Source organism: Paludibacter sp. 221, from assembly GCF_010501035.1.
In the GTDB taxonomy this organism is placed as follows: Bacteria; Bacteroidota; Bacteroidia; order Bacteroidales; family Paludibacteraceae; genus QVMH01.
Genome location: NZ_QVMH01000030.1, coordinates 1 through 25,685, shown reverse-complemented (window position 1 = coordinate 25,685; position 25,685 = coordinate 1). Strand labels below are relative to the sequence as shown.

Genomic DNA, 25,685 nt, shown 5'->3' with positions numbered 1-25,685 from the left:
ATGAACAAAGGTAGAAAATAATTGAAATAAATTATTAATGACAAACAAATTGTTTATTTGAAAAAATTGTTTTTTACAACAGTATCTTTTTCAAGTTGCTTTTTCAACTCCGCTTGTGCATCGGCTTTGGCTTTCTTTAGCATATATCGGTCATGCTCGGCTTTGAGGTCTGTCGGGCATACATATTTGGCGTTATACAGGTCTTTGCCGAAGAAACGGATATTATCTATATAATCGCACCAAAGCGTTGCATCATTGATTTTGTAGCCGTTTCGGATGCAGATGCGGACGGATTGCCAATACTTGTCGATATTCTTCCAACCGCTGTCCATGATACGCTTTAATAGCTTGGTGTATCCTGTCTTCATCAGTGTTTCGGCTCGGCTGTCAGTCAACAGGGTGCGGAACAGGTCTAACGGCTTTTGTCCGTATAATCCCTTTTTGTAGCCTGTTCTTTTCAGTTCGGGGATTAGTTTCTGTTGTGGGTAGACAACGCCTGTGAAGATACGGTCATATACGCATTCCGAATACGGGTTGCTCTTTTCTGTGCGCAGTTCTAAATCGGTGTGGAATATCCACGCATCATAGTAGCAAGTACCCATTGTCTGACGAAGTTTTGCGAATGTGCAATGCTTTCCGTTGGGGGCAATCCACCGTTGCATAACTTCCGAATAATCGTATTTAGGCGTTTCTCCGACCTTTACCGAACAGAATAACATTACAGAACGCAATACTTGATAACCTGCATGGGCGGTTACTACCGTCATGTAGTAACGAGCGTTGAATGTCCGTTTCTTGGTAGTATCTACCGTTAGTTTGGTGTTACAGTTCGGGCATTTGCATTCCGTTAGGGTGGCAACCAAATACCCTGCTCCCTGCCACGAATGACCGCATTTAGTACAAGTTATCACTCCCTTATCGGTTCTGCGCCCGATATGGTCGATACCGTTCTCACAACCCCATTGTATTTGCTCTTTCGTGAGTTTCGGTAGGGTTCTACTCGCTTCTACTACTTGTTTTTGGAATTTATTCTGCGGTTTCATAGCTCAAAAATTGAATAGGTTGGGGATATTATTGACTTCGGGTTGCTTGGCTTTCAGCTTGGCGTTACCCTGTTTCGTTTTGGCATAGGCTTCGTCCTGTACTTTCTGAATGGCTTTTTGCCGTGCCTGTGCCTTTTCTTCATCAGTCAGAATAATGGCGTGGTTTACCACCACATTGCAGTTGATTGGCTTGCCCACCTCGATACTATCCTCATCGTAGTAATGCAGGACAAGGGAGTAAATTTCATCGTCTGTAAATCCACATATTCCGCTTTGTTGCACGTAATTGAGAATGTAGGTTATACAATCATCTATGTTCTTGTTCGGCTTGGCATAGACAGGGGCAAACAGTTCATCGGTCTGCGCTCTCTGTTCCAAATAACTCTGTATTGTTACTTTGAAGTAATCGGTTGCTTTATTTTCTGTTTTCATCGTTCTTGGGATTTGTGGGGCGAATTGCTCCGCCCCGTGTGAATACTTAATTTAATCCGAAATAATAGGCTAAACGTTGCTCTTGGGATTTAGGGAAAATCCAACCTGCCAACTTCTTGCCGTTAAATGTAAGATGACTGTTAAATCGTCCGCCCATTGTTTTGAGTTCATCTTTGATTGCTTTGGTATCTCCGAAAACGGCTACCGCTTTGGCTGAATACTCGACCAATGTGCAACCGCCTGTGCTTTCCTCTGTCGGCTTGCTTTGTGGCGTTGTATCGGTCTTTTTGAGGTGTATATTGTCTTCATCCCCTGCGGTGTAGGCAAAATCTTCAATCGTGCGTTCGCGGTTATACACTGGCTCTTTTTCGATTATCCAACCGCTATACTTGCTTTTTCCCAAGTAATAACCGTCGCCCATGCTGTACTTTTCCCTGTGTTCGTACTCTTCGTTAAACTCGGCTAAATAGGCGGTTTCCTCAAAGTTGGATGCGTGTTTGCGCATTTCGGAAAATAAGTCCCTTTTGTGCTTTGAAAAGCCTATGATAACCGTCCGCTGTGTACTATATGAGTAGTAGTCGGTATAGCTGTCGCTCTCGTTTTGTCTTAACCGTGCTACGATAACCGCCTGTGCATCTTCGGGGAATATCTCGGCAAAACGTTTGCGCCCGATTTCCCTAACCTGCTCTACTCTGATTTTTTCCTGCTCGGCTTTTTCGTCTTCGGCTTTCTTCTGTCCGTGTGCCTGCTGAAGAAGTAATGCGACCTCGAAACTGTCCATAAATTGTGGGTTCTCGCTGTCATAGTAATAACCGATACCGAATTTTTCTTTCAATGGTCGGATAGTGTCGGTAGTATAGAACTCCTTTGTCCGCTGGCTAATCAATTTGTAAGCAATGCCCCAATCGTTTTGGCAGACTTCGTACACTACATACCTGTCATAGCTGTAACCCTCCATTTGGATAATCTGATTGACTTCTACCACTTGTTTGGCTCGGTCTATCTCCTTGTTTGCTCCTAATAAAAATACTTTGCTCATAACTGTCGGGATTAAAAAATGTAAGTGAATAAAAACCAGAAAAAGCCTATCAGCGCAATGAGAGAGAAAAGGCAGGATGCGATACCCTTTAGGATATTCCAACAGAAAACCACGCCCAAAACCACCCAAATAAAGTCGATGCCCCACACATAGAAACCTACTGCGGTCGCTACTATCTTTACCACCAATTTTATGCTGGATGGAAGGTTGATAGATTCCTGTTTCCTTTGTATTTTTTCTATTGTTCTCATAACGTCTGACTTTTTTTTTATGCCGTGACGGAGCCGGTATGATGAGTTCTGTTTCAGGAGCTATAAAAAGGTAGGTGTTAGCCCATGTCAAGATTTTTGCAGGAAATACGCTCGCCCGTAGGGAAAGAGGAAGATTTTTTGCAAAACCGCCCGGCGGCTTGATCTTGCAGGGGCGTCAAACGCCGAAAACACCTTTGCTGCTGACAACTGAACCATCAATAAAACCGGCTCTTACCAGGCATACAAAGAATGAGGAAGACGTTATATCGAGGGAACAGTAGAAAAAACTATATCAGTGATTGGTTATTATGAAAAACAATCACTACAACCGCCGAATTTATAGGCGATTGACCTGTCTTAGCTGCCAGTCTGATTTAGTTGGTAGCCACTCTATGCCATAGAAAAATAGAGCGGTAAATAGATAAATTGGAATATCTATTTTTGTTTCTCCGGGAATACAAATAGTTTATGATATGGAAATTATAAGTATAGAAAAGAGGGTTTTCGATTCGATGCTATCCCGAATGGAAACAGTTGCCAACAAGGTGGAAGCCTTGTGTGATGGTGTCAACGGAAAAAGCCTGAAAAAATGGCTGGACGGCGAAGATGTCTGCCGATTATTGAATATCAACAAAAGAACACTTCAGTCTTACCGGGATAAGAAAATCATACCTTATTCCCAATTCGTTCACAAAATATATTATAAGGCGGAAGATGTTGAGCGTTTATTGGAATCTTCACAGCGAAACAAAGAGAAGCCCTATGAAAAATAGTTTGTTGAGTAACTCCGACAAGGATGTGGTAACATTCTTCAAACTGTTGGAGAAAGCGGTTGAAGGGCTGGATTCCTGCCGGAGCCAGCGCCGGGAAGTTTTGAACGGAGAAACTTATCTGACTGATAAAGAATTATCTGAAAGATTAAGAATAAGCCGCCGGACATTGCAGGATTACAGGTCAGCAGGTAAAATCCCTTATTTCCTTGTTTGTGGCAAAATACTCTACAAAGAGAGCCAGATAGAGAAAATGATCGCTGACGGTTACAAAAAACCTATCGGTGAATACCTGTAACGGTTCGGTTGATGCCAATAAAAAAGCAATCCATGTCTGAATGGATTGCTTTTTTGTTGAGCATTGCTTACAATTAATTCATAAGTATTCGCATATCCGGGTTATGCCATAATAACATTGTCGGCTGGGAACGCTTTGTTATTATCCAATGCCTGAAAATCTCTGCATTTTCAGATTTTACACGAAAGGCAAGTGCGGTTATCATCTCCAAATTATACAATACCGTTATTCCGTTCTCGTGATTGAGATTCCGGCAAACTTTATCCATATCCAATACTTCGGACTTCAATATAGCCCGTATATTACTGTTTACGGCTGCAACGAACACGCCGAAAAGATCGGCTATCTGGTGTTGCGTAAGCCATATGGTTCCTTGATGTAGTTCTATATGAACCGTATTATTTTCTATTCTTATTTTTCCTCGTTCCATTATATTGTCTTTTTCTATTGGGGTTTACACTATTGTCATTTAATCTGAAACTGTCGTTTAACCGAATGCCCACCGGCATCTTTTCGTCTTCAAAAACGGCATATTTGCCCGTAATACGGCCAGACAAGCGTTTACTGTCTTCGCTTAACTTTTTATCGGTGATTTTCGCATATAGCTGGGTGGTAGAAATGGAGCTATGCCCCATCATCCGGCTAACCGTTTCTATCGGAACTCCCTCAGAGAGAGTTATATGCGTTCCGAAATTATGTCGAGCCATGTGAAATGTAATATGCTCAATATCACACAATTTCTCCAACTTACGAAAATGGCTGCACATGGCCGCAATGGTAGCGACATTAAATATCCTGTCGCCCTTACGCTCATCACGGTACTTCTCGATGATGCGAATCGGAATATCGAGAAGTTTTATATTACTTTCCGTTCCGGTTTTACTCCGGTTTATCCTGATCCAAAGACTGCCATCATCTTCCCGGATAAGGTGTTTTTCGGACAATTTCGTCAAATCGACATGCGCCAGACCGGTAAAGGTCGAAAATATGAACATATCGCGTGTGTGCCGCACTCTATCGTTTTCGATATGGGCTTTCATCAAGCGGTCAATTTCTTCGGCTTTCAGATGACGGCATTTTTTAGGAGGCTGTTCCGGATTGAAAGTAATAAACGGATCTCGTTTGATTGTTCCCTGGCTGACTGCTCGCCGAACAATCTTTTTAAGATTGATAAGATGCCCGGCTATGGTAGCCTGTGCCAATAGTCTATCAACCCGTAAATAGAGGTCGAAAGTATCAATGAAAGTTAGTGTCAGGCTGCGCAAGGTAACATCTTCGGCTTTTAACTTTTCGTTGATAAACATTTTAAGCAGTTCATAGCTGCGGTTGTAATGCCAAAGCGTTTCTTTTACCCGGTTTACACCAACCCGTTTGGCAAACTCCGTATTATGTTCCTCAAATAATTTGAGAAGCGTTTCCGGGCGGTGACCGATACCGTTAAGCGCATTTTTGACCATCTCGGCAGTAACGAAACCCCTGTTTTCAACAAGTTCGTTATAATGTCCGTCTATCTTTACTTTCAGTGCATCTATGGTGCGGTTGACTACAAGCGCCTGTTTACTTTTTCCAATGGCACGACCGGCTTTTCCGTCCCATATATCCGGGTGAATTTCAACTTTGGTTCCGATCTGGGCGATGCCGGTATCTATCGTTATCCGACCCAAGACTTGACACATCCCACTTTTTTTAATCTTTGTTTTATTGATATAAAACATCACGGAAAAAGTGCTGCGGAGCCGTTTTGTGGATTTTATCTCTTTTCCCATATCTATTGAGCCAATTTATATTTGTTTGTTACTCTCTTTTCCAGTTTACTCATGTCCTCGTTAATCTTGTCGTTGGTTACTTTTGCATAGATACGTGTTGAACGTAAATCTTTATGCCCCATCATGCGGCTGACAGTTTCCATCGGAACACCCTGAGAGAGAGTTATTTCGCTGGCGTAAGTATGCCTGCCGCAATGAAATACGAGCCTGCGTTCAATACCACATATTTTTGCGATCTTTTGCAGGTTAATGTTCAGACGCTTACAACTGAGCATTAACAGCAGTTTCCCCTCCGGGGCCATATCCCGGTATTTTTCAATAATCTGTATGGGTAATTCAAGCAGGGGTATTTCACAGGGAGTACCTGTCTTTTGGCGGGTGGTCTTAATCCACAGCATACCATCCTCGTCCTCGACTATATTCTTTTCGGAAAGATTACGCATATCACGGTAGGCCAAACCGGTGAAGCACGAAAACAGGAACATATCGCGCGTGAGGTAACGGTTCGGATGATCCAGGGGAGTGTTCATGATTTTATTCAATTCCGCACGGGTAAGGTACTTCTGCTGAGGCTTCGGACGTTCGGGAGAATAATCGGTAAAAGGATCACCGGTTATGATACCTTCGCAGATAGCGTATTTTATCATTTTTCGCATACGGGTAACAATACCCAAAATCGTGTTCGGCTTGCGCTTCATCTCCACACGCAGGTAAAAATCATACGATTCGATAAACGACATATCGAGTGCGGAAAAAGGAATATCTGAAACATTGTACTTGTGTTTCAGAAAGTTTTTCAGATGCCGGAGGGCATTCTGGTATTCAAAAAACGTAGAGGGTTCACGATTTATACCGACACGTTGCTCAAACTTCTCGTTATGTTTTTCAAAATAACGGACTAATGTTTCCTGGCTTGCGGCCATACCTTGCAGGACACATTTGACCTGTTGCGCCGTAACATTATCTTTTAGGGCTGCAAGCTCCTTGTAATGTGCATTAGCCGATACCCGTGTCTTGTCGAGTTTGGCATTTAGTTCGTTTGCCTCTTTGCTTTTTCCGCGAAGACGGCCTGCCGCAGTATCCCAAAGTGATAGTGAGGCATAACATTTCATACTGAATTTTGCGGAGGTTTCTCCGACTGTCAGACGGCCTATGACCGGGCATGTACCATCTGCTTTTGCTTCGTCTTTTTTCAGGTAAAACGAAACCTTTACTGCTTGTTTCATAACGCTTACTTTATAATGTAAAATTAACTGTTATTCAGCTATTTAGCGTTATGCAAAATGCAGCGGCAAGCTACATAGTTATCCTGATTCTGATAATCTTACGACAGTTTCCGCTTAATCAAGGAAAAGTCCTTTACTTTTGAGCGAAAAGCCCTCGTAGGTTGGCGTTCTTTGGATAAAATCACTTTCTTTCCTCTACTTCCTGTTACCCAAAATAGGCAACGGGATAGGGACAGAAACTTCGATTATCTACGCTATTTTTTGCACCTTACCCGAAGGTGTAAACCCCTACGACAACAGGCGTAACTCACCTGATTATAAGGCTCTTTCCGATTTTCGTTCCATTTATCGTTTTATGTCCACAGTTTCGCAACTACAACGACACTGGGTAAAGGAGTTCCCATTGAAACCGTTTCTAAAATGCTGGGGCATACCAATATTGAAACGACCCAAATCTACGCCCGCATTACTAATAATAAGATTAGTGATGATATGAAAGGACTTTCCGAGCAATTTACGGGTATTGAAAAAATCTATAAAAAAGTGGCTCAATAGTTACCTATTTCCAGTAGGTAACCAATGGGTAACGAATTAGGTAACGATTTTTATTCTAAAACATTAAAATATAAATAGATATGGAATTGCAAGTCATTCAAAACAAAATCTTTGAAGTCCGGGGATACAGGGTAATGCTGGACTTCCATTTAGCAGAGTTATATAATGTAAAGACAAAGGTTCTCAAACAGGCTGTCAAACGTAACATTCAGCGCTTTCCTTCTGACTTTATGTTTGAACTGGATAAAGAGGAATTTCACCAACTGGTCACAATTTGTGACCAGTTCCCCGAAACCCTAAAACACAGTTCTGTCAGCCCAATGGTTTTCACGGAACAGGGTGTAGCAATGCTTTCTACGGTGTTGAGAAGCCAAACAGCAATAGATGTTAATATCTCTATTATGCGGGCATTTGTCTTGATGCGACAAATGGTTATCGGATATGATGAACTTCTTAAACGTATTGAGGAACTGGAAGAAAGTACAGATGCACAGTTCAGTGAGATATACCAAGCTTTACCCCAGCTATTAAGTAAACCTGACCCCAAACCAAGAAAACCCATAGGATACAGAATACCTGATGAAGAAAAATAACTTATCACAAATTGTGATAACCTAATGATGGCGAGCCAACAAAGCCCGCCATTTTTTATTCCACTTACCCGAACTAATGCTTTTTTGCCAACTTCTTTTGCCGTAAACCACTCCCATAGGCAGTCATTCCATCGGGCGGTTATTCCTTTCCATTTCTATATGCAAAAGTATTTACGGCTTCTTAACGTCTTTGAAAGTTCAATCCCTAAAGGGTTTGATGTAAAAATCTTCCTGCTGCGTTTCACTTGAGAGTATTTTTCCACAAAAACTTGCAAAGACTAAAGCCTACACTTTCCGGCATATATGAAACGAAAACGACCGACCCGATGGAAAGACGCATATAAAAAAAGTCGGATTTACGAGAAGCAGGAAAAAAAGGTTATGAAACTCAACTCCCTCACCTCAAGAATCCGCATATATCTAAAAAATCAGAAGTTATGGAAGCAACAAGTTTAAGCGAAGCAAGGATTTATGTAGGTACATATGCAAAGTACAACGATGGCTCAATCGAGGGCAAGTGGTTTGACCTTTCCGACTTTTCGGACAAAGACGAGTTTTACGAAGCTTGCAAGGAGTTACACGCAGACGAAGCAGACCCGGAATATATGTTTCAGGACTGGGAAAATATACCGGAAAATTTAATCGGCGAAAGTTGGTTATCAGACAATTTTTTCGACATCCGGGATGCAATGGACGATTTAAGCGAAGATGAGCAGGAAGCATTTTTAGTGTGGTGTAATCACGGTTCGCACGACCTTTCAACCGAAGATGCAAACGACCTTATTTCTTCTTTCAGGGACGATTTTCAGGGCAAATATAATGATGAAGAAGATTACGCCTATGAAATTGTAGAAGAGTTATACGAATTACCGGAGTTCGCAAAAACATACTTTGATTACGAAAAGTTTGCCCGCGACCTGTTTATGGGTGATTACTGGTTTGAAGATAGTTTTGTTTTCCGGGCTTCCTGATTATTCACAGGGCGGGGAAACCCGCCCACAAAACAAATTATAGTGAAAATAAGCGGTTTATTCAGGTTATTGTTTCGGGTGGGACTATTAGCTTCAGTAACTTACTTTTTGTCCATATCGGCGGGTACATGGTTGTTACTGATAGTTGCATTTTTTGTTATCCGCTTTATCCTGAGGTTATTTGTATCTGTATTGTATAGCCTTTTGATAGCTGCGGTTTTCATTGCATTATTACTCACTTTATTAATGTAAATATATGGAATCACTAAAAAAAAACGGAGTGTCCACGACCCAAGAGCCGGGACAGGAAAAATATGTAACGTTCATTGCGGGAGCGTTCAGGGGAACAGAATATTTCCAATATGATTATCGCTATACGGATGGGGAACTATTCTCTACGGTAGCGAAAACGCTGGAAGAGTGCCGAAAACGGCGGGATGAATGGCTGTCTAAAAAGAAATGATATAACGGGCGGAATTTTCCGCCCGCTACTTTTTCCATGAACTGATGCGGAAAAAAAGTAGCAAAAAGCCTAAATAATCTATTTTACTTTTAATGCTTCGCCTTTTGTATTTCTTACACCACTGTTAATAATGCATATATTTTTATTTGTTATAATAGGATTAGAATAAAATTCCAAGTCTTGTTTTTTGTTGAATTTCTCAAAATTCGAGTGTAAAAATGTTTCCTTAAGGTAGCAGTCTAATAAAGCCTGTATTCTTTTTGGAGCAAATTTTTCAAAACCAGCATATTCCATAACTTTGTTTTCTTCGGAATTGTCAATTTGCAATGTTACCTCTACTTCATAATTACTTTTTGTTTTTATTTCAAATCTATATTTCAATTCGTCTCCCGGTGCTCTAAATATAATATCTGAGTTCCTTTTTAGCAGTATTCGTCTAAGAAGTCTTGTGCTATTATGGAAAACGATATTAATTCCCATACGTTCAACCTTATTTAAATCCTTCCACCAGTCCTTGAATTCTAATAACTCAAAAGTTGGAAGATGTTTTAATATATTGTATTTGTTTATATAGCCAATAAAGTTTCCCCCATAATAAGTCATTCCATTGTATCGAATAAAAAATAATTCGCTGTCTGTTAATTGGGCTCTTACTATTTTTAAATAATTCTTCTTAACTGATTCATCTAACTCTGATTTGTCAAGTAGGTCATAAATTCGGTATAGAGTTCTGAAACAAGCAGCTACTTTTGTTCTGTGTTTAACGTAAAAGAGCATATACCACTTTAATGCTTCTTGCATATTTCCTTCATATGAAGTTGTGGGTTTAAATGCTCTTTGGAGTAACTCTTTCTCAAAATCAAAAAAATCTTTGTTGTTATAATTAATAATAGCGACACCTTCAGTATGTTTTCTCTCAATATGCCCACATAATTCTGATATTTCAGATTGATATAGTCTTAATAATTCAAAGAATAAATCATTGAATCTCTGATTTTCTATTTGTTCTTTATTTTTCTCAGTTACTGCTCGTTGTTGGTTAAAAGTTCTGATTAAAATAAGAATACTTATTAACGCAAATATAGTCCCTAATACACCTCCTATAAAGTCTCCAAATGTACCAAGAAGCTCATTGTCAACTACATATTCGTCATTAAACCAATAGCAGAAATGCTGCCACTTAAATATATATGCAAATACACAAACAAAAAAAAGTGTTATTATTATATAGAACCATTTACTCAGTAGCAATCTGTCAAGCCAATTGTCTTTTTTATCCATAATCTTATCGGGGTGAAAATATTTTCTGCAAAAATACCCATAAAAAAACACCTAACAAAATCCCTTGTCAAGTGTTTTTCAAGATGTTGCCTAAAGACTCTTATTCCTTCTGCTCTTCTTTCTCGTTCTCGTTCTCATTATTAAAGGCAAACGTTAGCTGTACCACCTGTCCGAAGCTGTCTTCAATATATATGTCAATTTGTTGTTGGTCGGTGGAAGCCGATGTATAGTACAGGCGGAACGTTTCGCCCGGAAGCGGGTATAAATCATTTGGAAGAAAAACTGTCCCGTTCGCCATCCGTAGCGTTCCTTTTCCATCCGGTTGAAAATACCTGATGAAATACTTGGTATCTTCGTAATATCCTTCCCGGTTAAGTTGAAAACGTATTTCTGCCGTTTCACCCATCTTAATACGTTTTTGCACGGGCATCGTTGTTACCGTAAACGGGTAAACCTGCTGAACATCCAGCTTATCATCACAAGAAAACACCAGCAGCATTGCTCCCAGCAAGTACACCCCCATTAATATGTTTCTGATTATCTTTTTCATATCGCACTAATTTATTATGAATTTAAAACCGACCCCGAATTGTGTGTGGAACTTCCCGATGGAAGAACCAAACAGTGCACGTTCACGGGCATTGATAAGAAAAACCACCCTGTCCGTCAGGTAAGTTTCCAGTTCCAGTGTAGCAGCCCCACCATAAACAAAGGCATCTTTGTTCGTGAGTGTAGAACCATCGTATAGTTCCTTATCTCCCCAGTTGCTTGTTTCATATCCGGCAAGAGCCGACAACCCGAAGGACAAAAAGAACGTTTTCCGGCGGTCGGAAAGAATTTTGATATAATACCCGCCTTCGCCCGTAAACTGGCTTACAGGTACGGTTACATTCTTATATTCATACTCCTTATTGAAGTATTCCGCACCGACCACCCAACGGTTTCCGTTTTTGGTATAAGTGGCAAGCGCAGCACCGAAATAGTATGCCGATTCCGGTTCACCGGGCTTCTTAAAACCATCCGCCATTCCGCCCGTAAGTTGGAATCCCTTTTGTCCGGGCAGGTAACGTTGTGCGTGTGCCAGGTTAAAAGTCTGGCACAAACACAACACTGCTATAACACAGATTAATTTCTTGCATAAATTTCTCCCGTTCGGCAGAATACAAAACAAGTTTTGCTTCTGCTCTCTCTTACTCGAAATTTTCATCTTACTTGATTTTAAGTTCGTTAATCACTCTGGCGTTCACAATATCCGAACTTTCGATACGGATATTTTGGTGACGGCCACCGTTCTTTTCGACCAGCTCTACCACCAGTATCTTATCGTCCGGGATGGTGAACTTTGGTAAGGTATAGACCGTGCGGACAGTGGATTTTCCGCCTATAGTAATCACTTCGTTAAAACTGTGGACGGGATAAAGTACCGATTCCTGAATAGCGGTACGCTTTGCCACCTTCTTATCGACAACCTTAAATTTAATGAAGTCCGTATCAAACGGAACATTGGAAGAGTTCTTCACCTGTGTATGGAAATAGAACATTCCGTTATGCACGTAAATTCCCTTGATTAAAAATTGTATCCCGAAACGCTTGCATCCCAAGTGGCGTATTTCTCTATCGTTATTTTTATAAATAGACTGCATTATCAGCTTTACCAGCAACGGCGATTCATTACCCAGTTCACGGAAGTAAATGTTCATCCGGGTATGGGAATAGTCGGTTATACTTTCATTCTCAAGGAAATCTTTCATTTCTATATTCAGCATTTCCGGCTCATTGGCGTATTTGGCATTGAAGGAATAAAAACTGCCGTCCTCACAGATAACCGAAAAGTTGGTTTCTCCCGGAAAACCTTCGGTAGCAGCTTTAACACGGATAACATTTTCTGCCCCATCCGCTTTTCCTGCGATAAGATGGTTAGAACCCAAATCCACATATTTGACAGTGGAAGGGAAGATAATGTGTACTGTTTTGGCAAAAGTTACCTGAACGCCATAAGGCGTAACCATCTGCCCGTAAGGAAATTTTTGGGTAATACCCTGAAACAAATCATTGCTTTGCGCTTTGACCGTTACCGCACTGATAACCAGTGCGAACATGATAATTAACTTTTTCATTACAAATTGATTTTTAGTTGCCGTTGGCGGGTGGATTGCCCGCTTTCCGGCGGATTAATAATTGAGAAATTTTTGTGGTTATTATTATTGTTTTGTGTATAACATTACTTTATAATCGGCTTTCAGGTTTACTTTTACCGTCCTGAACTTTTTTGAGAGGTATTGCGAACCGCCTTGCAGAACACCCCTTGTCAAATCCGACACGATGGCAGCCCCCGCATTTTGATTGACAGTAAAACTTGAGCCAAGCCCAGCCCCGATATTTGCCATACCTTCGTTCAGGGCTTGCATTTCCAGCGAGGACGGAACGGATAAACCTTTTTGCCCGTCCGAATCATAGACCACCAATTCAACCGGAATGATATTACCTTCATATTCCAATGAAGATATATTAATATCCATGCGCTCACCCTGAACCCGTGCCGTTCCTGATAACAGGCTGTTTTTCGGCATACGGATATGACCTGCCTGTAACGGCTCTAACAGGCGAAGCCGGACATTCTGCCCGTCCATTACCGACTGGTCTTCATGGATACAGGCAAGAATAGTATTCTTTCCCATTAACGACCCAGTTCCGACCGCCGTATTAAATCCAAAGTTCCGGGGCTGGCTATATGCTGCGATAAACTCCGCATCACTCATAGGTACTTGTAATCCCGAAACGGTTTGTTCCGTTACCGCTTGCACAGGCAACGCCTGAACCTTTCCCTGTATGGATGCAGTAGGTGTAACCTGTTTCACTGCCTGTTCCTGCCCGCCGTTCATGTATTTGGCTGCCAATTCATAGGATTTTTCAAGTAGTGCCAGTTGTTCGTCCGCCGTACTTTGGGTATTCTCCCGTTCATACAGCCGGGATTCCAGTTCTTCTTTTTCCGGGTCTTCTTTGGGCGTTTCGTAGAAACTTCCCAACTGGCGGTTTATATCCTGATAGGCATAAGCCGAAGATTGAACATAAGAACCATTGCGGGATGAAGAACTGCCGTAGTAACTCCGGTTGTTCGTTGCTGGTTGTTCTTCCGGCAGGTCGGCGGTCAGGCTCAAATTATCCGTAACCTTATTTTCTTCACCCAATGTAAACCCGAAGTCCTGTAAAGAACGCATCTGGTCTTCCTGTTTGGATTTCATGGATTCCTGTTCGTAAGCCGTCTTTTTATCGCTATATATCCCGTCTTCTTTGGGTAATGGAATATCGGCATTAAAACCGCCGATTTCGTCCGGCTTTACTTCGTCTTTTGAGGACGGGGCAAATATCAGCCACATACATCCAGCAAAAGCAAGGAACATTAACGGAAAAATGATAAGTTTCTTCCGTTTCTGTAATTCTTGCGGGGAAAGTTGCTTTTTCTCTTTCCCTTCTTTGTTGTTACTCGTTTCCTGATTCAAATTCTTATTCTGTTCCATATTTTTGTAATTGATAATGGTTTATACTGTCTTTCCGTTCCAGTTCCAGGCGTTCAATGTGTCTTATCTCCATAAACTCTTTCTCTGCACTCTTCTTTCCTATATTATATATGGAAGAAACCGTCCAGTAAATAGATAGGATGCTTCCGCCGAGAATAAAGGTTATGATAATGATTATCCGGGCATCTTTCGACAGGCTTCCACAAGCATAGCGCAGCTTGTCGTCTATCCAGTCCCGCAGGTTCGTTAATGATTTCTTTACCATAGCCTTATCGTTTTAATACTTGTAAATCTTTATTTTCCGTAATCTCAAAGGCTTCAATACTGAATCCATGCGGGTTGTTATCACTCCTAACGGAGTTCAGCAACCGGCATCGGGTAATAAGGCTTCTTTCGGTAACACTGCTTTCCCGGATAATCATTTGCCGGGCATAGGTCGCCTCCTGATAGGGATAGTGGTCGAAGTTGCATATCACACTGTCCACCTGTACCGACTGGTTGATGTTCCCGGAAATGATACGGTTATAATACCCCTTTTCGGATAAGTCCTTATAGTAATTGAAAGCACTTTTATCCGCCAAGTATAAGGAACGCTGTATGTTCGATTCAATGGCGTTCTTATCCGGAGAAAGGGTGAAAAAGAGTTCATGGAAACGCTTAACGTGTTCCCTTGCTTCCACGGGACGGTTCTGTGATAAGTCCTGCGAAAGTGCCAGCATAAGGGATTTACCCCCATCGAGGACGTAAATTTTTTCACGCTGTTTTTCTGCAAAACTATACGAGTTCCAAAGGGCATAACCCACAATCCCGGCACACAGGCACACAAATACAATCCCGAACAGGCGTATTTGCTTGAAACTGGTTTCTATATTCTTTAAACTTTTAAACTCCATATTTTTACTGTTTATTTTTTTATTAATTTTCCGGCGATGTTCCCACCTACTGCCCCTGCTGCTGCACCCGCAAGGTTTCCGCCACCGCTTGCTGTTTTAGAAAGATTCCGGTTCATACCACCCAATCCGCCAGCCTGTATAATCCAGTTGGATACAGTCGGGATGGTAAAGTATCCCACAATTCCTATAATCATAAAAATGATGTAAACCGTATTGGAACTGTCGGGTATAAAACTGGGGTCGTCCAATAACTGTAAATCACGTTCCAGCATTAAGACCTGAATCCGGGCAAGAATGGAACTGAATAAATCCGATACGGGAAGCCACAGGTACACGCTTACATAGCGTGTTATCCATTGTGTTAAGGTTGATTGGAAGCCATCATAGACCGATATTGCAAAAGCAATCGGGCCAAGTATGGCTAATACAATCAAATAGAACGTCCGTATCGTGTCAATGACAAGGGCAGCAGCCTGAAAGAGTATTTCCAGCAATTCCCTAAACCAGTCCCGGACGGCTTTCTTTATATTGTAAGAAGCCCGTTCCATATACATCCCCATTGTCGTAATCAAATCCGAAGGCGACCATCCAAGTTCATCCAGTTGTTTGTCGAACTCTTCATCGGAAACGAGATAAGCGGTTTCAGGATTCCGAAGCATGGCTTCATACTCCTTTTTATCTTTCAGTTCCCGGTATTTGTTCATATCAAAGGTCTGTCCTTCCAGTATTTGATTCGTTCCTTTTACTACCGGGGATAATACACTGTTTATCGTTCCCAGTACGATAGTCGGAAAGAACATAATGCACAGACCAATGGCGAACGGTCGCAAAAGCGGGTACACGTCTATCGGTTCGGCTCTCGATAAGGCTTGCCATACCTTCGCTGCCACATAGAACAATGCACCCAATCCCGCCACACCTTTGGCTACCCCAGTCATATTACTGCACAGGGGCATCATATCCACATAGAGATTTTTGAGAATCTCATGCAGGTTTCCCCAATCAACGGCTAACAATATCATAATTACCAGTATCTATCGTTTGCAGTTCCATACAGGGCTATCACACGGTCGGTATCGCTGATTTTCTTTGCCCGCAGGTAAGACACGGATATATTTTTGCGGGTGTAGTAGGATACCAAATTCCGGTAATTCAATACGGAATTATATGCTTTGTCTATCCGTTCCATACGTTCGGCATCGGTCATGGAAAGCCCGTTGATATTCACAACATTTTTAAGTTCGGTCAATACATCCGAACTTTCTTCCAGCAGTTTGGAATATCCGAAAGCAATGGCGTTGAGTTCTTCCGGTCGGAAGTTCTTATCCGATAACATTAGCTGAAAGTTGGTAACATATATATCCGTAATCTCACCGAGCAGAAGCACGGTTTTTTGTACTTTCCGGGCATCTTTCACCAAATTGTTAACCGATTTCAAGGCATCATAATATTGCTTGCCTTGGTCGTACAATTTTTTAGTTTCCTTGAAAGTATCCAGTGTATTACTGACAGTCTTTGAAGTCTGTGCAATTTCTTTGGTAGTATTGACAATACCTTGAGCCAAATTTGTCGGGTCGATTACCGCCCATTGTGCGCTGGCGTTACCTACGAACAGGCAAAATGCCACAGCTAACATCATTATTTTTGTTTTCATCGCTTTAATTTTTTGATTGTTTCTTACTTCTTACATATTCACCGCCGGAGGAAAGCAGAATCCGGTCGGTTTCACTATCATAACTTATCAGTATCGAAAATCCCGTTTCGATAAACAGGTATCCGTCCTTTTCTATGATTTGGTAGGTTTCCGCACGGGTTTCACCCCTGCGGGTTCTTCGTTGCATGGTTACTTTATAGCCATCCGCACTTTCAAAGACAGTGAATGATGGTCGGTTCGTAACGCTTTCCCAATGTCCGCACATGGCTTTCAATCTGTCAGCGTTCGTTTCCTTACAGGAAGACAAAGCCAACAGGACAGCACACAGAAGCACCGGGAAGATGAATCTTATTTGTTTCATATTGATTTGATTTTAATTAGGATTACGCTTGCTTTTCGGCAAGCTGTTTAATAGCCAACTCAAGGTCGCCGTCCAGCCTTTCGGCGAGCTTGAACAGTTCGAGTTTTTCAGTTTCTTCCGTTGTAAATGCGTAATATTCTTCTAAACTCACTTCTGTGGCATACACAGCCGATTGTACGCCACCCAGCCCTATCCATACTTCTTTGTACTTCCGTCCCGGATGGTTCGCCATGTTTATGGAAAGTATTTGCGCCTTCTCCTTATCGGTCAATCCCAGCATCGCTTGTATGCTGTCGAACTTGTTCATGTATTTGCGCTGGTCGAGCAGAATTTTACAATCGGAGTTCGTTATGATGGATTCTTTCACAATGGGAGAATGGACAATATCGTCCACTTCCTGCGTTACCACCACCGCTTCGCCGAAGTATTTACGCACTGTTTTGAACAGGTATTTCAGGTAATGTGCCATGCTGTCTTTGGCGATAGCCTTCCACGCTTCTTCCAAAAGCAACATCTTACGAATGCCCTTTAAACGCCTCATTTTGTTTATAAAAACTTCCATCAAAATGATTGTAACCACAGGGAAAAGAACGGGGTTATCCTTGATGGCATCTACCTCAAAAACAATGAAGCGTTTGTTCAACAAGTCCAGTTCCTTATCCGAGTTCAATAGGTAATCGTATTCACCACCTTTATAGAAAGGTTGTAACACGAACAGGAAATTATCAATATCGAAATCCTTTTCCCGAACGTTCTGTTCGTTCAGGTTATTCCGGTATTCATTTTTGATAAATTCATAAAAAGAATTGAAGCTGGGTGCAATGGATTTATCCTGTGTAATCAGGCTGATAAAGTCGCTTACAGCATTGGACAAGGCAACGCTTTCCGCCCCGGTGGGCTTTTCATGTTCCTGCTTCCACAAGGTCAGGATAAGCGTTTTGATGGATTCCCGCTTCTCAATATCGAAGACATTATCTTCGGTATAAAATGGATTAAATGAAATCGGGTTATCTTCGGTATATGTAAAATACACGCCATCTTTCCCGCCAGTCTTCCGGTGGATTAATTCGCATAATCCCTGATAGGAATTTCCGGTATCCACTAACAGGACGTGTGTACCTTGTTCGTAATACTGGCGTACCATGTGATTGGTGAAGAAGGATTTTCCCGAACCCGAAGGCCCTAAGATGAACTTATTGCGGTTCGTGATAATCCCTTTCTTCATCGGAAGGTCTGATATATCAATGTGAAGCGGTTTTCCGGTGAGCCTGTCCACCATCTTAATTCCGAATGGCGAAGGTGAAGATTGATAGTTTGTTTCTTCTGTGAAGAAACACAAAGCCTGTTCAATAAATGTGAAGAAAGATTCTTCCGCCGGAAAGTCGGCTTCATTGCCGGGGATACCCGCCCAGTAAAGGGTCGGGGTATCCGTTGTATTGTGGCGGGGCTTGCACTCCATCAAGGCAAGCTGGCTTCCTACATCATTCTTTATATGCTTTAATTCTTCCTTATCATCCGCCCATGCCATTACGTTGCAATGGCAGCGAACAGAGGTCAAACCCTGACTGTGCGCTTCGTTCAGGTATTCTTCTATCCACTCTTTGTTCACCTGATTGGAACGGCTGTATTTAGACAGAGAGTGCATATTACGGGCTTGCTTCTCAAAGCGTTTCAGGTTCTCCGCATGGTCGTCAATAAAGATATACTGGTTATAGATATGGTTACAGGAAAGCAATACGCCCACAGGCGAAGCGAACGACAAACGGCAGTCGCTACGGTCGGTGGACAGCTTTTCGTAACGTGAATCAGTAGTAACCGCACCCGGCAGGTCTTCCACATCCGAAAGCGTATGTAAACACAAGGTATTGTCGCCGATACGCATATCTTCGGGATTCAGTTGCATATCCAGTAAGGTAGTCGTATCGCTTTGCGACAGGGAAAAGTATTTTTCGATAATCCCAGCCTTTTCCGGCGTTCCGGTAATCTCGTCCGAGTTCAGGCGGGTAAGGGTGATAAATCCCGAATCGTTCATAATCCGTTCAAACTGCCCTACCGATTCCAAAAACTTCGTTACCGTTTCTTTATCCTGAATTTCCTTCGGAATGATGAAACCCCGGCAAAGCGTATTAAAATTACTTTGGGTACGGCTTCTTTCCTTTGTGGTTTTTGTCAGGAACAGGTAACAGGTATGATTCAGGAAAGGTCTTTCATTGAAATGCCGTTCAAAACTACGGGACAGGAAACTTAACCCATCCTTTTGGATTTCAGGGGTATAGTTTTCTTTGATAAACCAGTCCTGTTTATGTACTATACTGTAATCGGGTAATACCTTGATTGCCTTATGCCAAGCAGAATGTATCGCTTCGTATTCGACCCCGGTAACAGTGAATAGTTCGGGCAGTTCCACCCGGAACGCCACCGTAACATCGGCATCCTTACTGATGATACAATCGTGTTCGGCTGCCAGCAGGGGAAATTTGCTTTCCAGCGTGGCTGCTTTTAATATATTCCTCATGCGTTCTTCTGTCTTTTATAAGTGAATAATCGGGGGATAGCCCGGCGGTTGATGATATACCGGGGATGGCTTCTGCGGGCGGTTACTTTCATAAGACCGTGTGTGCCGTATTTGTCATTCAGCATAAAAGTGAAGTACACAAGAGCCGAAGCCGCTACGACCCCGAACCCAATGCAAACCCACTGGTTTATACCTATCATATATAAAATGATGAACAATACGAAGACGGCAAGTAACCCACCAGCGAAGATGAACAGGTATTGGCTGCGAAGTCCTTTGAACTCCGCAGGTTTCCCAATCCCCCTGTTAATTGAATAGCTAATCATAACACCTATGATTACAGGAAGAATGAACGAAGGATGGTAGCAGCCACAATCAGGAAGATACAAGCCCCAAACCATGAAGCTGCGGTTTTACTTGTATCCGGGTCGCCTGAACTGAACTTGTTATACACCTTTACGCCCCCAATCAAACCAACGACAGCCCCAATGGCATACACCAACTTTGTCGCCGGGTCAAAATAGCTGGTAACCATGTTGGTAGCTTCTGTAATACCACCTACGCCGTTGCCCTGTGCAAATGCGGAAGTTGCAGCCAAGACGATGGCTGCGGAAAGAAATATTTTCTTTTTCATTATAAATTTGATTTTATGATGCCGGAAAGCGGGTGGATAGTCCGCTATTCCGGCGGGATTAATAATTGAGAATTTTTGTGGTTGGTCTTCTGACCTTTTTTGACTGGTTAAGCCCGGCTAACCGTAATCTTTTTCTTTCATACCTGATTCGTTTTTAAAGGTTCTACATATAGTCGTTCATATCGAACGCCTGTAAATCTTCGGGGCTGGTTTCGTTTGGCGGGGCGATAAATACTGCATCGTATTTACCCAACATTTCCGCCACCCGTACCATGCCCCCGTTTATCTGTTCCATCATTATGTCGTACAGGTTGGTTTGTTGCATAACCGACAGTGTTTGCAGGGCTTTCCGTTCCTCTTCTTCCGGTACTTCCTGCTGCCTGACGACTTGTACCGCCTGTGCCATTTCTTCAAAGGAGATACCCCGTGCCGACTGACCTTCACCGCTTGTGATAAGTGCGATTTCTTCCGCTTCCAGTTCGTCTTCCAGTACTTCATCTTCATATTTCATTTCAAATTCAACATCCATCGGCTGCGGGGTATCTTCCGTATCAGCCGGGGCAAATATAGAAGCATTATCAACCTCTTTAGAAAACTGGCTTTCAGTGTCTTCGGATGGCGTTACTTGTCTTAACCGGAAGGTTGTTTTTCCAACGACAGCCTTTTCGTTTTTGTGAATCTTAGGCTTTTCGGAAGGTGCATTTTCCTTTCCCTTCCTGAACCACCAAAACAGGACGAGATAGTAAAGGACAACCCCAGCTATCATTAATTTTAGTATCATATCGGGCTTTCAAAAGTTTTCTTATACAGTTCATTGATTTCATCCTGATACTGGTCGAAGTGATTCAGGATAATTGTTTCCACATAGCTGCTTACAGTCGCTTTGCGTTCACCGATAACCATTACTATTTTCATTAATTTTTCATGGGTGGAACGGCTTACATATATCGGCTGGCGGTCGGGAAGTTCCATTTTCTGAAAATAAGTTTCCCGGTAATCGGCAGGGGTACTTTTCTTCCGGCGGGTAGTTTCCTTGATGGGTTTTGCTTCCGGTTGCCGGACAGGTTCTTCCACAGTTTCCTGTATTACTTCCGGTTCTGCGAGGACTTCCGGTGTATCCGGTTCTTTACTTACTGTTTTAGCCGGGATTTCCTGTTTCACGGGTAAACCCTGTGAAATGATTTCCTTCATAAAATCTTCATCCACCTGTACTTTTTCCTGTTTTGCCATATTAGTATAGTTTTATAATGTATCCGATTTCAGCGACCAGTTCTTTAAGGTTGCTGCCTTTTATCATTCGCTTATCCGCAGGGAACAGTGTGGAACGGAAGACAGAAGTCTTATCACCGGACAGTTCCTTTTTGTAGCGTTTAGTATCCGGGATAAAAGTTTTCATAAGGGGTAATTTCAGTTCACCGATAGTATTTTCATAAATTCCATACAGGTCTGTTTTTTCCCTACCATCGACCTGATTCCAAAACAGGTGCAAGCCTTGTATCCGGTAAGCTTCATTCCGTACCAGCAGGTTGTTTACCGTCATGGCGAATGAAAGGCTGCTTTCCAGTACCACCCGGTCGGCAGTAATCGGTGTAAAGATGTAGTCCATAGATGCCAGCGAACTGATAATACCTTCGCTGTTCACCGTTCCCGGCAGGTCGAAAAAGACTACATCTATTTCCATCGGCTCTGTTTTCAGGAACTCTTCGGCTGTGCTAATGGCAGCTTCGGGAGTGCTACACAAGACCGGATAGGCTTTCTTTCCCAACGCTTTGAATTGGTTAAAGGCAAGCACCTTGTAATTGGCATCGTTGTTTACCTGCTCACCGTCCCGTTTACGCATGGCACAGATACTGTGCTGCGGGTAGTCGCAATCGACAACCGCCACATTGTAGCCTTTCAGGTAATAGAGATAGCTTGCTACCAATACCGTGAAAGTGGTTTTGCCGACCCCGCCTTTTTGGGTGGAGAAGGCTACAAATAATGTTTCTTTTTTCATTTCTTTGATTTTTAATTTGCTAATTCGGGTTCATGTTGTAATTCCAAACAGACTGATGCTTCTCCGTTCTTGCGAAAAAAACTTCTTCCAACGACCTTAAATCGAAAACCGGACGTTTCACTTTCCGGCAGATGCAGAAGGCAAACAAAGTTCAGGTATGACGTTTGGTCATTTTTTGTGATGTTGTTTTCATCGTCAATAACCACGTAATCTCCAATGTGGGGTATTTCACACATGGCAACCATAATAGCTTCGGGAATTGAATCCCCGTTTTCATTTTTAATAACTACAAAAAATTCTTTCATGACTTCATTGTTTAATTAGTTCTACATTTCTATATCTAAATCATTCCTTAATTCTGTCAGTCTGCCAATAATCCAATCCGTATTTCAGTAAGGAAACATGGAAGTATTTACTTCCTGACAGATTGTTTTATTGATAGCTTGAAATATTGATTTCAGTATTTCTTGCTTTCTTGAAATCAGTAGAACAGTCTTTATTCATTCCGATATTTCCATCGGTATTTACCGCTTTACTTATCTATTTCAATACTGATTCTGACCGCAAATAAATGGAGAAAAACCGTCCGTTTTTGAAAGTGGCTTCGCATGGCTTTAGATGGCTTCGTTTGTCCTATAATATGCTATGGCACAGCATAATTAATCCCTGTTACTTTGCATCGGAATCCTATTTGAACCGATAAAAAGATATCCGTTCGGTAGCTTCCCGGAGTTCATTCATCTTATGGCTAACTGCTAATCCGTCCCATGACGGATTTTATTTGCGCCGTGCAAATAGCAAGGTGTGTCCTCAGCAGCTTGAAATTCTTTCAGCAGCTTAGAACCCCTTGCCCAGACAAGCCGGGATGGGTTGTACTCCGAAGTCGTAAACCCTTTAAAAAATAATGGTATGGGAAAAGAAAAAACGAATGTGCCACAATCAGGTGGCAAAGGACGAAAGCCAAAGGCAGACCCGGCAGTTTTCCGGTATTCGGTCAGCTTCAATGCGACCGACCATGCCCGTTTTTTGGCTCTCTTTGAACAGTCCGGTATGCGGACGAAAGCGCATTTTATCACAGAAAGAATCTTTGGCGGTTCATTCAAAGTGATAAAAATTGATAAGGCAGCAGTCGATTATTACACACGCCTGACAACTTTTTACGCTCAATTCCGGGCAATCGGTGTAAACTATAATCAGATTGTAAAGGCTTTGAATACCAATTTTACCGAAAAGAAAGCCCTTTCTTTTCTCTATAAATTGGAAAAAGCAACCGAAGAACTGGTGGTATTAAGCCGGAAAATTATCGAACTCACGCAGGAATTTGAAGACAAATGGTTGCAAAAATAAATGTGGGAAGTTCGCTTTTCGGTGCGCTGGCATACAATCAGAATAAGGTTGATGAAGAACAAGGCAAGGTGCTTTTCAGCAACCGGATGTTTGAAAGTGAAGACGGTAATTTCAATATCCAGCGTTGCATGGAAAGTTTTGAAATGCACCTGCCCCAAGACATCAAAACCGAAAAGCCCATAATCCATATATCCCTGAATCCGCACCCGGATGATAAACTTTCGGATGAACAACTATCGGAGATTGCACAGGAGTATATGGATAAACTGGGCTATGGTAATCAGCCCTACATGGTTTACAAGCATGAAGACATCGACCGCCACCACCTGCATATCGTATCCCTACGGGTGGACGAGAACGGCAAAAAACTGAATGATAAGTTTGAACATCGCCGGAGCAAGGACATTACACGGGAACTGGAAGCAAAATATGGTCTGCATCCTGCCGAAAAGAAACAACAGCAGGAACACCACCAGTTCCGAAAGGTTGATTATGCTGCGGGTGATGTAAAATACCAGCTTTCCAATACGGTTAAAGGCGTAGTAAACACTTACCAGTTCCAAAGTGTCGGGGAACTTAATACTCTATTATCATTATATAATGTACGGGCGGAAGAAGTTAAAGGTGAAACCCGGGGCAAGGCTTATAACGGTATTGTCTATTCCGCAACCGATGATAAAGGCGAAAAGCTGGGTAATCCCATCAAGTCTTCCCGGCTGGGTAAGTCGGTCGGTTATGAAGCATTGGAACGCAGGATAGGACAAGCAGCAACCAAATGGAAAGACGGTAAACTGAAAACCAATATCAAAGGTCGGGTAAGCGAAGCATTGAAAGCTTCCGGCTCAAAGGAACAATTTGAAAAAAATCTGAAAGAAAAAGGTATTGAAGTCGTATTCCGGCAAAACCCAGAAGGGCGTATCTATGGTGTAACCTTTATCGACCACGAAAACAAAGCCGTCCTGAACGGTTCTCGTTTAGGAAAGGAATTTTCTGCTAATGTATTTAATGACCTGTTTAGAGAATCCCATGTAAACGAGGGATACACAAAACAAGCTGCTCCAAAAGAACCGTTCACACCTTCGGCAGAACCGTTCGTGCCGTCAGAACAGCAATCTGAAAACGGGGAATCTACAATCGGAAGCCTTTTCAGCATCCTGCCCGGTGGCAGCGATTCATCGGCTGGGAATGATAAAACTCCGCCAACTCCCAAGAAAAAGAAAAAACGCCGTTACGGACGGCAGATGTAATAACAATCTAAAAAATAATCAATTATGCAAAATGAAGATGATTTAAGAGGACTTGCCAAAGTCATGGACTTTATGCGGGCAATCAGTATTTTATTTATGGTAATCAATATCTACTGGTTTTGTTACCAGTCGATAGTAAACTGGGGTATCAATATCGGCGTACTCGATAAGATACTATTAAACTTTCAGCGAACCGCAGGGCTGTTCAGCCATATCCTGATAACGAAAGTATTTGCAGTGATATTTCTTGCTTTGAGTTGTTTGGGGACAAAAGGAGTGAAGGAAGAAAAGGTAACATGGACAAAAATTTACGTTTTCCTTGCTATTGGTTTTATCCTGTTTTTCCTGAACTGGTGGATGCTGTATTTGCCATTACCACTTTCGGCGAACGCTACCTTTTATATCCTGTCAATGGCTGGCGGCTATTTATGTTTATTGGTTGCTGGGGTATGGATGTCCCGGCTACTCAAAAACAACATGATGGATGATGTTTTCAATTTGGAGAACGAAAGCTTCATGCAGGAAACCCGCCTGATGGAGAATGAGTATTCAGTAAATCTTCCATCACGTTTTTGGTATAAGAAAAAACAGCACAAAGGATGGATAAACGTGGTGAACCCGTTCCGGGCTACTATTGTGCTGGGTACTCCCGGTAGTGGTAAATCCTATGCAGTGGTGAATAATTACATTAAACAGCAGATAGAGAAGGGTTTTGCACTTTACTGCTATGATTATAAGTTTGTGTGACGTGAAAGTTACACCAGTAGCTGTCTAACATAGATTAGACCTATTGTTTCGCCAATAGTAGCCTACGAGCAGGTGCGCTTATATA

30 protein-coding genes and 3 pseudogenes are annotated in these 25,685 nt (G+C 42.2%); 9 read left to right on the top strand and 24 right to left on the bottom strand.

The window, feature by feature from the left end:
* Positions 1–53: 53 nt before the first annotated feature.
* The 4 genes from D0T49_RS07710 to D0T49_RS07695 are packed head-to-tail and all read right to left on the bottom strand — an operon-like array spanning position 54 to position 2,765.
* Entirely contained in the window at positions 54–1,043 is a 990-nt protein-coding gene (locus tag D0T49_RS07710) for a PcfJ domain-containing protein (protein ID WP_239057033.1), read from the bottom strand.
* A 3-nt stretch (positions 1,044–1,046) separates the two neighbouring features.
* Positions 1,047–1,475, bottom strand: a complete 429-nt coding sequence (locus tag D0T49_RS07705; RefSeq protein WP_163630040.1) for a PcfK-like family protein — start codon at positions 1,473–1,475, stop codon at positions 1,047–1,049.
* A gap of 46 nt (positions 1,476–1,521) precedes the next feature.
* Positions 1,522–2,514 carry a fusion protein gene (locus D0T49_RS07700; RefSeq protein ID WP_163630038.1) on the bottom strand — a complete coding sequence of 331 codons (993 nt, stop codon included), beginning with the start codon at positions 2,512–2,514 and terminating at the stop codon, positions 1,522–1,524.
* Between the two features lie 11 nt (positions 2,515–2,525).
* Positions 2,526–2,765, bottom strand: coding sequence for a hypothetical protein (locus D0T49_RS07695; protein WP_163308207.1), 240 nt, complete (start codon positions 2,763–2,765; stop codon positions 2,526–2,528).
* Positions 2,766–3,238: 473 nt separating this feature from the next.
* On the opposite strand from D0T49_RS07695, the gene D0T49_RS07690 reads away from it, so the two are divergent.
* Complete coding sequence (locus D0T49_RS07690) at positions 3,239–3,538, top strand: helix-turn-helix domain-containing protein (protein WP_163630036.1); 300 nt, start codon at positions 3,239–3,241, stop codon at positions 3,536–3,538.
* Complete coding sequence (locus tag D0T49_RS07685) at positions 3,528–3,833, top strand: helix-turn-helix domain-containing protein (RefSeq protein WP_163630034.1); 306 nt, start codon at positions 3,528–3,530, stop codon at positions 3,831–3,833. The genes D0T49_RS07690 and D0T49_RS07685 overlap by 11 nt, the downstream gene beginning before the upstream one ends.
* A gap of 73 nt (positions 3,834–3,906) precedes the next feature.
* Here the strand turns inward: D0T49_RS07685 and D0T49_RS07680 are convergent, their stop codons facing one another.
* The 3 genes from D0T49_RS07680 to D0T49_RS07670 are packed head-to-tail and all read right to left on the bottom strand — an operon-like array spanning position 3,907 to position 6,825.
* Positions 3,907–4,263, bottom strand: a complete 357-nt coding sequence (locus D0T49_RS07680) for a protein-tyrosine kinase (protein WP_163630032.1) — start codon at positions 4,261–4,263, stop codon at positions 3,907–3,909.
* Positions 4,232–5,548, bottom strand: a complete 1,317-nt coding sequence (locus tag D0T49_RS07675) for a site-specific integrase (protein WP_255495863.1) — start codon at positions 5,546–5,548, stop codon at positions 4,232–4,234. Before D0T49_RS07675 ends, D0T49_RS07680 begins: the two co-directional genes overlap by 32 nt.
* 53 nt (positions 5,549–5,601) lie before the next feature.
* The gene (locus D0T49_RS07670; protein WP_163630028.1) at positions 5,602–6,825 is read right to left on the bottom strand and encodes a site-specific integrase; all 1,224 of its coding nucleotides are present in this window, start codon (positions 6,823–6,825) and stop codon (positions 5,602–5,604) included.
* 360 nt (positions 6,826–7,185) lie between these two features.
* On the opposite strand from D0T49_RS07670, the pseudogene D0T49_RS07665 reads away from it, so the two are divergent.
* The 4 genes and pseudogenes from D0T49_RS07665 to D0T49_RS07650 all read left to right on the top strand — a co-directional run.
* Positions 7,186–7,380, top strand: a pseudogene (locus D0T49_RS07665) (tyrosine-type recombinase/integrase); the annotation flags it as partial.
* Positions 7,381–7,460: 80 nt separating this feature from the next.
* Positions 7,461–7,973 carry an ORF6N domain-containing protein gene (locus D0T49_RS07660; RefSeq protein WP_163630026.1) on the top strand — a complete coding sequence of 171 codons (513 nt, stop codon included), beginning with the start codon at positions 7,461–7,463 and terminating at the stop codon, positions 7,971–7,973.
* Between the two features lie 437 nt (positions 7,974–8,410).
* Entirely contained in the window at positions 8,411–8,944 is a 534-nt protein-coding gene (locus tag D0T49_RS07655; RefSeq protein WP_163630024.1) for an antirestriction protein ArdA, read from the top strand.
* A 256-nt stretch (positions 8,945–9,200) separates the two neighbouring features.
* Complete coding sequence (locus tag D0T49_RS07650; protein ID WP_163630022.1) at positions 9,201–9,407, top strand: DUF3873 family protein; 207 nt, start codon at positions 9,201–9,203, stop codon at positions 9,405–9,407.
* 78 nt (positions 9,408–9,485) lie between these two features.
* Here D0T49_RS07650 and D0T49_RS07645 read toward each other — a convergent pair whose 3' ends face one another.
* The 17 genes and pseudogenes from D0T49_RS07645 to D0T49_RS07565 all read right to left on the bottom strand — a co-directional run bounded on the left by D0T49_RS07645 (position 9,486) and on the right by D0T49_RS07565 (position 22,564).
* Positions 9,486–10,688 (bottom strand): putative phage abortive infection protein, encoded by a 1,203-nt coding sequence (locus tag D0T49_RS07645; RefSeq protein WP_163630021.1) that lies wholly within the window; start codon positions 10,686–10,688, stop codon positions 9,486–9,488.
* A 100-nt stretch (positions 10,689–10,788) separates the two neighbouring features.
* On the bottom strand, positions 10,789–11,238 hold the full coding sequence (locus tag D0T49_RS07640; RefSeq protein ID WP_163630019.1) for a DUF3872 domain-containing protein: 450 nt from the start codon (positions 11,236–11,238) through the stop codon (positions 10,789–10,791).
* 6 nt (positions 11,239–11,244) lie between these two features.
* Entirely contained in the window at positions 11,245–11,895 is a 651-nt protein-coding gene (locus D0T49_RS07635) for a conjugal transfer protein TraO (protein WP_163630017.1), read from the bottom strand.
* Between the two features lies 1 nt (position 11,896).
* Complete coding sequence (gene traN, locus D0T49_RS07630) at positions 11,897–12,805, bottom strand: conjugative transposon protein TraN (protein WP_163630015.1); 909 nt, start codon at positions 12,803–12,805, stop codon at positions 11,897–11,899.
* Positions 12,806–12,889: 84 nt separating this feature from the next.
* Positions 12,890–14,206 carry a conjugative transposon protein TraM gene (traM, locus tag D0T49_RS07625; protein WP_163630013.1) on the bottom strand — a complete coding sequence of 439 codons (1,317 nt, stop codon included), beginning with the start codon at positions 14,204–14,206 and terminating at the stop codon, positions 12,890–12,892.
* Positions 14,193–14,471, bottom strand: coding sequence for a TraL conjugative transposon family protein (locus D0T49_RS07620; RefSeq protein ID WP_163630011.1), 279 nt, complete (start codon positions 14,469–14,471; stop codon positions 14,193–14,195). The genes traM and D0T49_RS07620 overlap by 14 nt, the downstream gene beginning before the upstream one ends.
* A 4-nt stretch (positions 14,472–14,475) precedes the next feature.
* Complete coding sequence (gene traK / locus D0T49_RS07615; RefSeq protein ID WP_163630009.1) at positions 14,476–15,099, bottom strand: conjugative transposon protein TraK; 624 nt, start codon at positions 15,097–15,099, stop codon at positions 14,476–14,478.
* Between the two features lie 11 nt (positions 15,100–15,110).
* A complete protein-coding gene (traJ, locus tag D0T49_RS07610; protein ID WP_163630007.1) occupies positions 15,111–16,121 on the bottom strand; it encodes a conjugative transposon protein TraJ in 1,011 nt (336 codons plus the stop codon).
* Positions 16,122–16,123: 2 nt separating this feature from the next.
* Complete coding sequence (locus D0T49_RS07605) at positions 16,124–16,753, bottom strand: DUF4141 domain-containing protein (protein WP_163630005.1); 630 nt, start codon at positions 16,751–16,753, stop codon at positions 16,124–16,126.
* Between the two features lie 4 nt (positions 16,754–16,757).
* Positions 16,758–17,114 (bottom strand): DUF3876 domain-containing protein, encoded by a 357-nt coding sequence (locus D0T49_RS07600; RefSeq protein WP_163630003.1) that lies wholly within the window; start codon positions 17,112–17,114, stop codon positions 16,758–16,760.
* 12 nt (positions 17,115–17,126) lie between these two features.
* Positions 17,127–19,629 (bottom strand): annotated as a pseudogene (locus D0T49_RS07595) (TraG family conjugative transposon ATPase).
* The gene (locus tag D0T49_RS07590) at positions 19,626–19,955 is read right to left on the bottom strand and encodes a DUF4133 domain-containing protein (protein WP_034542533.1); all 330 of its coding nucleotides are present in this window, start codon (positions 19,953–19,955) and stop codon (positions 19,626–19,628) included. The pseudogene D0T49_RS07595 and the gene D0T49_RS07590 overlap by 4 nt, the downstream one beginning before the upstream one ends.
* An 11-nt stretch (positions 19,956–19,966) precedes the next feature.
* Positions 19,967–20,263 (bottom strand): DUF4134 domain-containing protein, encoded by a 297-nt coding sequence (locus D0T49_RS07585; protein WP_025003727.1) that lies wholly within the window; start codon positions 20,261–20,263, stop codon positions 19,967–19,969.
* Between the two features lie 163 nt (positions 20,264–20,426).
* On the bottom strand, positions 20,427–21,044 hold the full coding sequence (locus D0T49_RS07580) for a hypothetical protein (protein ID WP_203583446.1): 618 nt from the start codon (positions 21,042–21,044) through the stop codon (positions 20,427–20,429).
* Positions 21,041–21,493 (bottom strand): DUF3408 domain-containing protein, encoded by a 453-nt coding sequence (locus tag D0T49_RS07575; RefSeq protein ID WP_163629999.1) that lies wholly within the window; start codon positions 21,491–21,493, stop codon positions 21,041–21,043. Before D0T49_RS07575 ends, D0T49_RS07580 begins: the two co-directional genes overlap by 4 nt.
* 1 nt (position 21,494) lies before the next feature.
* A complete protein-coding gene (locus D0T49_RS07570; RefSeq protein ID WP_163629998.1) occupies positions 21,495–22,259 on the bottom strand; it encodes a ParA family protein in 765 nt (254 codons plus the stop codon).
* An 11-nt stretch (positions 22,260–22,270) separates the two neighbouring features.
* On the bottom strand, positions 22,271–22,564 hold the full coding sequence (locus D0T49_RS07565; protein WP_163629997.1) for a hypothetical protein: 294 nt from the start codon (positions 22,562–22,564) through the stop codon (positions 22,271–22,273).
* A 604-nt stretch (positions 22,565–23,168) separates the two neighbouring features.
* Here D0T49_RS07565 and mobA point away from each other — a divergent pair.
* The 3 genes and pseudogenes from mobA to D0T49_RS07550 all read left to right on the top strand — a co-directional run.
* Positions 23,169–23,606: a conjugal transfer protein MobA gene (gene mobA, locus D0T49_RS07560; protein WP_163629996.1), complete on the top strand. Its 438-nt coding sequence runs from the start codon at positions 23,169–23,171 to the stop codon at positions 23,604–23,606.
* Entirely contained in the window at positions 23,591–24,853 is a 1,263-nt protein-coding gene (mobB, locus tag D0T49_RS07555) for a conjugal transfer protein MobB (protein ID WP_163629995.1), read from the top strand. The genes mobA and mobB overlap by 16 nt, the downstream gene beginning before the upstream one ends.
* Positions 24,854–24,877: 24 nt before the next feature.
* Positions 24,878–25,594: pseudogene (locus D0T49_RS07550) on the top strand (YWFCY domain-containing protein); the annotation flags it as partial.
* Positions 25,595–25,685: the final 91 nt, after the last annotated feature.

Coding starts and splice junctions, on each gene's coding strand:
- D0T49_RS07680 (WP_163630032.1), bottom strand. CDS start 4,263: ATGGAACGAGGAAAAATAAGAATAGAAAATAATACGGTTCATATAGAA.
- D0T49_RS07650 (WP_163630022.1), top strand. CDS start 9,201: ATGGAATCACTAAAAAAAAACGGAGTGTCCACGACCCAAGAGCCGGGA.
- D0T49_RS07605 (WP_163630005.1), bottom strand. CDS start 16,753: ATGAAAACAAAAATAATGATGTTAGCTGTGGCATTTTGCCTGTTCGTA.
- D0T49_RS07705 (WP_163630040.1), bottom strand. CDS start 1,475: ATGAAAACAGAAAATAAAGCAACCGATTACTTCAAAGTAACAATACAG.
- D0T49_RS07675 (WP_255495863.1), bottom strand. CDS start 5,548: ATGTTTTATATCAATAAAACAAAGATTAAAAAAAGTGGGATGTGTCAA.
- D0T49_RS07620 (WP_163630011.1), bottom strand. CDS start 14,471: ATGGTAAAGAAATCATTAACGAACCTGCGGGACTGGATAGACGACAAG.
- D0T49_RS07685 (WP_163630034.1), top strand. CDS start 3,528: ATGAAAAATAGTTTGTTGAGTAACTCCGACAAGGATGTGGTAACATTC.
- D0T49_RS07700 (WP_163630038.1), bottom strand. CDS start 2,514: ATGAGCAAAGTATTTTTATTAGGAGCAAACAAGGAGATAGACCGAGCC.
- D0T49_RS07575 (WP_163629999.1), bottom strand. CDS start 21,493: ATGGCAAAACAGGAAAAAGTACAGGTGGATGAAGATTTTATGAAGGAA.
- D0T49_RS07645 (WP_163630021.1), bottom strand. CDS start 10,688: ATGGATAAAAAAGACAATTGGCTTGACAGATTGCTACTGAGTAAATGG.
- D0T49_RS07580 (WP_203583446.1), bottom strand. CDS start 21,044: ATGATACTAAAATTAATGATAGCTGGGGTTGTCCTTTACTATCTCGTC.
- traJ (WP_163630007.1), bottom strand. CDS start 16,121: ATGATATTGTTAGCCGTTGATTGGGGAAACCTGCATGAGATTCTCAAA.
- D0T49_RS07670 (WP_163630028.1), bottom strand. CDS start 6,825: ATGAAACAAGCAGTAAAGGTTTCGTTTTACCTGAAAAAAGACGAAGCA.
- D0T49_RS07655 (WP_163630024.1), top strand. CDS start 8,411: ATGGAAGCAACAAGTTTAAGCGAAGCAAGGATTTATGTAGGTACATAT.
- D0T49_RS07640 (WP_163630019.1), bottom strand. CDS start 11,238: ATGAAAAAGATAATCAGAAACATATTAATGGGGGTGTACTTGCTGGGA.
- D0T49_RS07570 (WP_163629998.1), bottom strand. CDS start 22,259: ATGAAAAAAGAAACATTATTTGTAGCCTTCTCCACCCAAAAAGGCGGG.
- D0T49_RS07690 (WP_163630036.1), top strand. CDS start 3,239: ATGGAAATTATAAGTATAGAAAAGAGGGTTTTCGATTCGATGCTATCC.
- traN (WP_163630015.1), bottom strand. CDS start 12,805: ATGAAAAAGTTAATTATCATGTTCGCACTGGTTATCAGTGCGGTAACG.
- traM (WP_163630013.1), bottom strand. CDS start 14,206: ATGGAACAGAATAAGAATTTGAATCAGGAAACGAGTAACAACAAAGAA.
- D0T49_RS07590 (WP_034542533.1), bottom strand. CDS start 19,955: ATGATTAGCTATTCAATTAACAGGGGGATTGGGAAACCTGCGGAGTTC.
- D0T49_RS07710 (WP_239057033.1), bottom strand. CDS start 1,043: ATGAAACCGCAGAATAAATTCCAAAAACAAGTAGTAGAAGCGAGTAGA.
- D0T49_RS07585 (WP_025003727.1), bottom strand. CDS start 20,263: ATGAAAAAGAAAATATTTCTTTCCGCAGCCATCGTCTTGGCTGCAACT.
- D0T49_RS07695 (WP_163308207.1), bottom strand. CDS start 2,765: ATGAGAACAATAGAAAAAATACAAAGGAAACAGGAATCTATCAACCTT.
- D0T49_RS07565 (WP_163629997.1), bottom strand. CDS start 22,564: ATGAAAGAATTTTTTGTAGTTATTAAAAATGAAAACGGGGATTCAATT.
- mobB (WP_163629995.1), top strand. CDS start 23,591: ATGGTTGCAAAAATAAATGTGGGAAGTTCGCTTTTCGGTGCGCTGGCA.
- traK (WP_163630009.1), bottom strand. CDS start 15,099: ATGGAGTTTAAAAGTTTAAAGAATATAGAAACCAGTTTCAAGCAAATA.
- D0T49_RS07635 (WP_163630017.1), bottom strand. CDS start 11,895: ATGAAAATTTCGAGTAAGAGAGAGCAGAAGCAAAACTTGTTTTGTATT.
- mobA (WP_163629996.1), top strand. CDS start 23,169: ATGGGAAAAGAAAAAACGAATGTGCCACAATCAGGTGGCAAAGGACGA.
- D0T49_RS07600 (WP_163630003.1), bottom strand. CDS start 17,114: ATGAAACAAATAAGATTCATCTTCCCGGTGCTTCTGTGTGCTGTCCTG.
- D0T49_RS07660 (WP_163630026.1), top strand. CDS start 7,461: ATGGAATTGCAAGTCATTCAAAACAAAATCTTTGAAGTCCGGGGATAC.